At 72.2% G+C, this 6475-nt stretch carries 9 protein-coding genes; 3 read left to right on the top strand and 6 right to left on the bottom strand.

Translation table 11 applies throughout. The features are described from left to right. Positions 1–101 precede the first annotated feature (101 nt). The 3 genes from ACFW6P_RS30060 to hypE are packed head-to-tail and all read left to right on the top strand — an operon-like array spanning position 102 to position 2618. Positions 102–419, top strand: coding sequence for a HypC/HybG/HupF family hydrogenase formation chaperone (locus tag ACFW6P_RS30060; RefSeq protein WP_386425490.1), 318 nt, complete (start codon positions 102–104; stop codon positions 417–419). Next, positions 416–1555 carry a hydrogenase formation protein HypD gene (hypD, locus tag ACFW6P_RS30055; RefSeq protein WP_386359415.1) on the top strand — a complete coding sequence of 380 codons (1140 nt, stop codon included), beginning with the start codon at positions 416–418 and terminating at the stop codon, positions 1553–1555. Before ACFW6P_RS30060 ends, hypD begins: the two co-directional genes overlap by 4 nt. Beyond that, a complete protein-coding gene (hypE, locus tag ACFW6P_RS30050; protein WP_386359416.1) occupies positions 1548–2618 on the top strand; it encodes a hydrogenase expression/formation protein HypE in 1071 nt (356 codons plus the stop codon). Before hypD ends, hypE begins: the two co-directional genes overlap by 8 nt. 61 nt (positions 2619–2679) lie before the next feature. Here the strand turns inward: hypE and ACFW6P_RS30045 are convergent, their stop codons facing one another. The 6 genes from ACFW6P_RS30045 to ACFW6P_RS30020 are packed head-to-tail and all read right to left on the bottom strand — an operon-like array spanning position 2680 to position 6429. Further along, on the bottom strand, positions 2680–3030 hold the full coding sequence (locus ACFW6P_RS30045; protein WP_386359417.1) for a hydrogenase maturation nickel metallochaperone HypA: 351 nt from the start codon (positions 3028–3030) through the stop codon (positions 2680–2682). Between the two features lie 7 nt (positions 3031–3037). Then, positions 3038–3235, bottom strand: coding sequence for a hypothetical protein (locus tag ACFW6P_RS30040; RefSeq protein ID WP_386425488.1), 198 nt, complete (start codon positions 3233–3235; stop codon positions 3038–3040). 32 nt (positions 3236–3267) lie between these two features. Continuing rightward, a complete protein-coding gene (locus tag ACFW6P_RS30035; protein WP_386359419.1) occupies positions 3268–3474 on the bottom strand; it encodes a hypothetical protein in 207 nt (68 codons plus the stop codon). A 39-nt stretch (positions 3475–3513) separates the two neighbouring features. Next, complete coding sequence (locus ACFW6P_RS30030) at positions 3514–4110, bottom strand: DUF5947 family protein (RefSeq protein ID WP_386425485.1); 597 nt, start codon at positions 4108–4110, stop codon at positions 3514–3516. Further along, positions 4107–4643: a NifU family protein gene (locus tag ACFW6P_RS30025; protein ID WP_386359421.1), complete on the bottom strand. Its 537-nt coding sequence runs from the start codon at positions 4641–4643 to the stop codon at positions 4107–4109. Before ACFW6P_RS30025 ends, ACFW6P_RS30030 begins: the two co-directional genes overlap by 4 nt. Beyond that, entirely contained in the window at positions 4636–6429 is a 1794-nt protein-coding gene (locus ACFW6P_RS30020; protein WP_386359422.1) for a nickel-dependent hydrogenase large subunit, read from the bottom strand. The genes ACFW6P_RS30025 and ACFW6P_RS30020 overlap by 8 nt, the downstream gene beginning before the upstream one ends. Positions 6430–6475: the final 46 nt, after the last annotated feature.

Genomic DNA, 6475 nt, shown 5'->3' with positions numbered 1-6475 from the left:
CCCGGAGAGCCGGGCGGCCACTCCTTCGAAGCCACTGAAGGCAAGAACCCATAAGCCACACCCGGCCCTCCCGGGCCGCCTAACAACTTACGGAGTGACCCATGTGTTTGGCAGTGCCCGGCAAGGTCGTGGCCATCGACGACGGCGCCGATCCGCTCACCGGGCTGATCGATTTCGGCGGAGTGCGCAAACAGGCGTGCCTGGAGTACGTGCGGGACGTGCGGGTGGGCGAGTACGTCATCGTGCACGTCGGCTTCGCCCTGCAGCGCCTGGACGAGGAGTCGGCCCTGGCCTCGCTGAAGCTCTTCGAGGAACTGGGCCTGCTGGACGAGGAGTTCGGCGACGCCTGGGAGCAGGCGGCGAAGGAGGCGGGAACCGCGGTGGCCGACCGGCGGGAGAGCGGGAGTGAGGCCCGGTGAAGTACATCGACGAGTTCAACGACCCCGACCTGGCCCGGCGGCTGCTGGACGACATCCACGCCACCGCCACGCGGCCCTGGGCCCTGATGGAGGTCTGCGGCGGGCAGACCCACTCGATCATCCGGCACGGCATCGACCAACTGCTGCCGGAGAAGGTCGAGTTGATCCACGGCCCGGGCTGTCCCGTCTGTGTGACGCCGCTGGAGGTGATCGACAAGGCGCTGGAGATCGCCTCGCGGCCGGAGGTGATCTTCTGTTCCTTCGGTGACATGCTGCGGGTGCCGGGCACCGGCCGGGACCTGTTCCGGGTCAAGGGCGAGGGCGGCGACGTCCGGGTGGTCTACTCACCGCTCGACGCCCTGGAGCTGGCCCGCCGCACCCCGGACCGGCAGGTGGTGTTCTTCGCCATCGGCTTCGAGACGACCGCGCCGGCCAACGCGATGGCCGTGCACCAGGCCCGCCGTCTGGGCCTGGACAACTTCAGCCTGCTGGTCTCGCACGTCCGGGTGCCCCCGGCCGTCGAGGCGATCATGACAGCCCCGGCGTGCCGGGTGCAGGGCTTCCTGGCCGCCGGGCACGTGTGCAGCGTGATGGGCATGGCCGAGTACCCCGGGCTCGCCGAGCGGTTCCGGGTGCCGATGGTGGTGACCGGCTTCGAGCCGCTGGACATCCTGGAGGGCATCCGCCGGGCCGTCCGTCAGCTGGAGCGCGGGGAGCACCGGGTGGAGAACGCCTACCCGCGGGCCGTGCGCGAGGAGGGCAACCCGGCCGCGGTGCGCATGATCGAGGAGGTCTTCGAGGTCTGCGACCGGTCCTGGCGCGGCATCGGGCGGATCCCGGCGAGCGGCTGGCGGCTGTCCGACGCCTTCCGGGCGTACGACGCCGAGCACCGCTTCGACGTCACCGGGATCCGGACCGAGGAACCCGCCGAGTGCCGTAGCGGGGAGGTGCTCCAAGGGCTGATCAAACCGACCGAGTGCGCGGCGTTCGGCACGACCTGCACCCCGCGCACCCCGCTCGGCGCCACCATGGTCTCCAGCGAGGGCGCCTGCGCTGCCTACTACCTGTACCGCCGGATGAACGCCCCGGCGCCGCAGCGCGGCGGGGCCGCGCAGGAGGTGGCTCCCGTTGTCTGAACCACTCGCCGACGTGGTCGACCCCGCCGCCTGGACCTGCCCCGCCCCCTTGCGCGACCAGGGGGTGGTGGTGATGGGGCACGGCGGAGGGGGCGCGCTGTCGGCGGAACTGGTGGAGCAGGTCTTCACCCCCGCCTACGGCAATCCCTCCCTCGCCGCCCTCACCGACTCCGCCGTGCTCGAACTGGGCGGCGCGCGGCTGGCGTTCTCCACCGACTCCTACGTGGTCAGGCCGCTGTTCTTCCCCGGCGGCTGCCTGGGCGACCTCGCGGTCAACGGCACGGTCAACGACCTGGCCATGAGCGGGGCGGCTCCCGCCTGCCTCTCGGCGGCGTTCGTGCTGGAGGAGGGCGTCGAGCTGACCGTCGTGGAGCGGGTCGCGCGCGCCATGGGCACGGCCGCCGAGGCCGCCGGGGTGACGATCGTCACGGGTGACACCAAGGTGGTGGAGTCGGGGCACGGCGACGGGGTGTACGTGACCACCGCCGGGGTGGGGCTCGTGCCCGAGGGCGTCGACATCCGGCCCCAGCGGGCGCGGCCCGGGGACGTCGTCATCGTCAGCGGGCCCATCGGCCTGCACGGGGTGGCGATCATGAGCGTGCGGGAGGGGCTGGAGTTCGGAGTGGAGGTGGCCAGCGACACCGCGCCGCTGGGGGACCTGGTCGCGGCGATGCTGGCGGTCACGCCGGACCTCCACGTGCTGCGCGACCCCACCCGGGGCGGCCTCGCCGCGTCCCTCAACGAGATCGCGCGGGCCTCCGGGACCGGGGTCCGGCTCCGGGAACGGGCCGTTCCGGTGCCGGACGGGGTGGCCAACGCCTGCGGGTTCCTCGGCCTCGATCCCCTCTACGTCGCCAACGAGGGGCGGCTGGTCGCGTTCGTGCCGCCGGCCCGGGCGGAGGAGGTGCTGGCGGCGATGCGCGCCCATCCGCAGGGCGCCGGGGCGACGGTGATCGGCGAGTGCGTCGCCGACCATCCGGGCATGGTGGTGGTGGCCACCGGGCTCGGGGGGACGCGGGTGGTGGACCTGCCGCTCGGGGAGCAACTGCCGCGGATCTGCTGACCCGGGCGCAGCGCGCGCGAGGGCCTCGCCGGAGCACGAGCGCCGGCGGGGCCCTGCCGGGTCAGGCCGGGGCCGGGTCGATGCCCGTGATCTCCAGCTCCCGGCCGCTGCGCAGGTCGCTCGAGGGCCGGTCGCAGCGCGGGCACCAGAAGAACGGGGGCATGCCCACCGGGAAGTCCTCGGTGCACGCCTCGCACCAGGCCCGCGCGGTGACCTGCTCGACCACGAGCTCGGCGCGGGCCAGGGCGGTGCCGTCGCGGGCCACGTCGAAGGCGAAGCCGAGGGCGTCGGGGACGACACCCGCCAGCTCGCCGACCCGGACGGTCACCGTCCCGACGGCGTCCGTCCCGCCGGCCCGGGCCAGTTCGCCCGCGCGCTCGATGATCGCGGTCGCGATCGACAGTTCGTGCACGGCCGGCTCACGGGTAGCGGCGGCCGGCGCGGAAACCGCCGGCCATCCGCCAGATCCGCACTTCGCGCCGCAGGCTGGGCAGTTCCCAGGCCAGCAGCGCCAGGACCGCCCCGCCCACCAGCAGGGCCTCGGTCTTCAGCGCCCGCCGTCCACTCGTCCGGCTCCGTCTGGGCGGGGCGAATCCGCATGCTCGTTGGACCTTCATCGCGGCGACTCCCTGCTCTCTCGTCACGCTGCTCATCCCGGCGAGATGTTCGGCATGGTCGCCGCGAGGGCGTCATGCCGCTTCCAGTGGATTCCCGTGGAGCGGCGCGCGTCGGCGGTGCCGTCCTCGTGGTGTCCCTGCTGTTCCTCGTACCGGCCCTTGTTGCCCTGGTGCATGCCGGCGACGTGCCGGGGCGTGTCGGGCTTCGCCTGCGCCCGGCCCACTCTGATGCTGCCCATGGTCACTCCTTCCTCGCCTCCGCCTGGCGGAGTGCGTGCTCATGGCCGCTCGGTCAGGTCCTCGAAGAACCGCTCGACGGCGGGCCAGATCCGGCCCCCGCCGGACAGGCCGCGCCACTCCCTGCGGACGACGGCGATCATCCGGTAGCAGTCGTCGATCGGCACGATCCAGTGGTGGTCCAGGCCGTGGACGGTGTTCACCAGCAGGGCCTCCACCTCGGGTTCCACGTCGGCGAGCTGCGGACACGTCCCGGCCAGCTCCCGCCAGGCGGCCGCGTCCACCTCCCAGCGCATGGCCCCGGCCGGGCTCGGGCCCTGGGCGGTGACGGTGCCGTCCGCCCGGGGGACGAAGAAGACCAGGCCGACCGGTACGCCCAGCACGGCCGTGTCGAGGCGGGGCAGCCGGACCCGGCGCCGCGGCACGAGCCGGTACGTGCCGTCGCCCGCCCCGGACCCGGTGAACAGCACCGAGCAGGGGCCGCAGGCGCAGTGCACCTCGTCCCGGGCGGAGTCGTGCAGATGGGCGTGCTCGTCGGAGACCGGCGCGGCGCACAGGTCGCACCCCTCCGCCCCGGCCGCCGCGCCGCGCTCGGCCGAGGAGCGGATGAGGCGGGCCAGGGCCCCGTCGGTGGTCACTGCGCGTCCCGTCGGGTCAGCGTGGTCAGCGGTACGAAGGCGGGGGGCGTCTGTGTCAGCGACTGCACCGCCGTGAGCTCGGGGGCCATGGCGAGCACCGCCTCCCGGACCACTTCGGTGACGTCCGGGGCACCGCCGCCGCAGCCGGAGCCGCAGCCGCCGCCCGTCGTCAGCCGCACCCGGGCGACCTGCCCGTCCACGCCCGCCCACTCCACGTCCCCGCCGCGCTCCCGCACGGCGGGACGCAGCCGTTCGACGGCGCGGGCCGCCCGCTGCTCGGCGGACTCGGGGTGGATGTCGTGCAGCACCAGCAGATGGCCCACCAGTTCGTCGTCTGCGAGGCGTGCCGCCAGCGGCCCGTCGGCGTGGTCGAGGACGCGGGCGAGGGCCTCGCCGTAGACCTCGGTCAGCAGCCGGACCGCCTCGGTGGCGGGGCCGGGGACGGGTTCGAGTCCGTCCAGGACCTCGTCGAGGCGGGCCAGCCGGGCCTCGACGTCCGGGTCCGCCAGCCGGGCGGGAGCGGCCTCAGCCATGGTTCGCCCCGTACGTCGGCGAGTGCAGGGTGGTCAGCGTCTTGCCCTCGCCGACGTACATGTGCACCCCGCACGGCAGGCAGGGGTCGAAGCTGCGGACCGTGCGCATGATGTCGACGCCCTTGAAGTCGTCCGGCCCGTTCTCCTCGAAGACGGGCTGGCCCTGGACGGCGTCCTCGTAGGGGCCGGGAGTGCCGTACATGTCGCGGGGACTGGCGTTCCACGGGGTGGGCGGGTAGGGGTGGTAGTTGGCGATCTTCTTGTCCTTGATCACGAGGTGGTGGGAGAGGACGCCGCGCACCGCCTCGTGGAAGCCGCAGCCGATCGCCTCGTCGGGCACCTCGTAGTTCTCGAAGACCTTGGTCTCGCCGGCCCGTACCAGGCCCATGGCCTCTTCGAGGAACTGCAGGGCCATGGCGGCCGCGTAGGCGACGAAGTAGGGCCGGGCGCGGTCGCGTTCGATGGTGTTGCTCCACCGCGGGATGCGCCACTCCAAGGTGGTCTCCGGAAGGGACTCGCCCTTGGGCAGGGAGATGCGCACGCTGTGGCCGGTGGCCTTGATGTACGGGGTGTCGACCAGGCCGCTGAGCGCGGTCGACCACAGGCGGGCGAGCGGGCCGCCGCCGGTGTCGAGGGCGAGGTGGTCGCCGGTGCGGCCGTCGAACCAGCGCGGGCTCATCACCCAGCTGTACTTGCCGTCGAAGTCGCGCTTCTGCGGCTCCGGCAGGGTCGTCTGGTTCCACGGGTGGCGCATGTCGACGGGGTTGCCGAGCGGGTCGTGGGTGACGAAGGGCTGCTCGTTCGTCCAGTCCTCGTAGAAGGAGCTGCCGAGCATGATGCGCAGGCCGAGGTTGATGTCGACCAGGTTGTTGGTGACCAGTTCGCCGTCGACGACGATGCCGGGGGTGACGTACATCGCCTTGCCCCAGGTGTTCATCGTCTCGTAGCGGTAGTCGACGACCTTGGGGTCCTGGAAGGCTCCCCAGCAGCCCAGCAGGACGCGGCGGCGGCCGACCTCCTCGTAGCCGGGGAGCGCCTCGTAGAAGAAGTCGAAGACGTCGTCGTTCATGGCGACGGCCTTCTTCACGAAGTCGATGACCCGCATCAGGCGGCTGAGGTAGTCGGTGAAGACGGTCGGCTGCGGCATCGTGCCGACGCCGCCCGGGTACAGCGTGGACGGGTGGACGTGCCGCCCCTCCATCAGGCAGAACATCTCGCGCGTGACCCGGCTGACCTTCAGCGCCTCCTTGTAGACCTCGCCCTCGAAGGGGTTGAAGGCCTTCATGATGTCGGCGATCGTGCGGTAGCCGTGGATGTCGCCGCGGGGCGCCTCGGTGCGTCCGGCGCGTGCCAGCACACCGGGGTTGGTGGCCTTGACCATGGCCTCGCAGAAGTCCACGAACACCAGGTTGTCCTGGAAGATCGTGTGGTCGAACATGTACTCGGCGGCCTCGCCGAGGTTGACGATGTGCTCGGCCAGCGGGGGCGGCTTGACGCCGTAGGCCATCTGCTGGGCGTAGTCGGAGCAGGTGGTGTGGTTGTCGCCGCAGATGCCGCAGATCCGGGACGTGATGAAGCCCGCGTCGCGCGGGTCCTTGCCCTTCATGAACACCGAGTAGCCGCGGAACAGCGACGAGGTGCTGTGGCATTCGACGACTTCCCGGTTGGCGAAGTCGATCTTCGTGTAGATGCCCAGGTTGCCGATGATGCGGGTGATCGGGTCCCAGGACATGTCCACGAGCTGTGGCGGCTTGCGCTCGGTGGGCCGGGCCTCGGTGGTGGTCATCTGCGGTACTGCCCCTCGCTGTCGGTGGTGTGGTGGGTGGTCCGGT

Source organism: Streptomyces sp. NPDC058741 (genome assembly GCF_042746715.1).
GTDB lineage: Bacteria > Actinomycetota > Actinomycetes > Streptomycetales > Streptomycetaceae > Streptomyces.
Note: the sequence above shows the minus strand (reverse complement) of the source record. Positions and strands in the feature narration are given on the sequence as shown.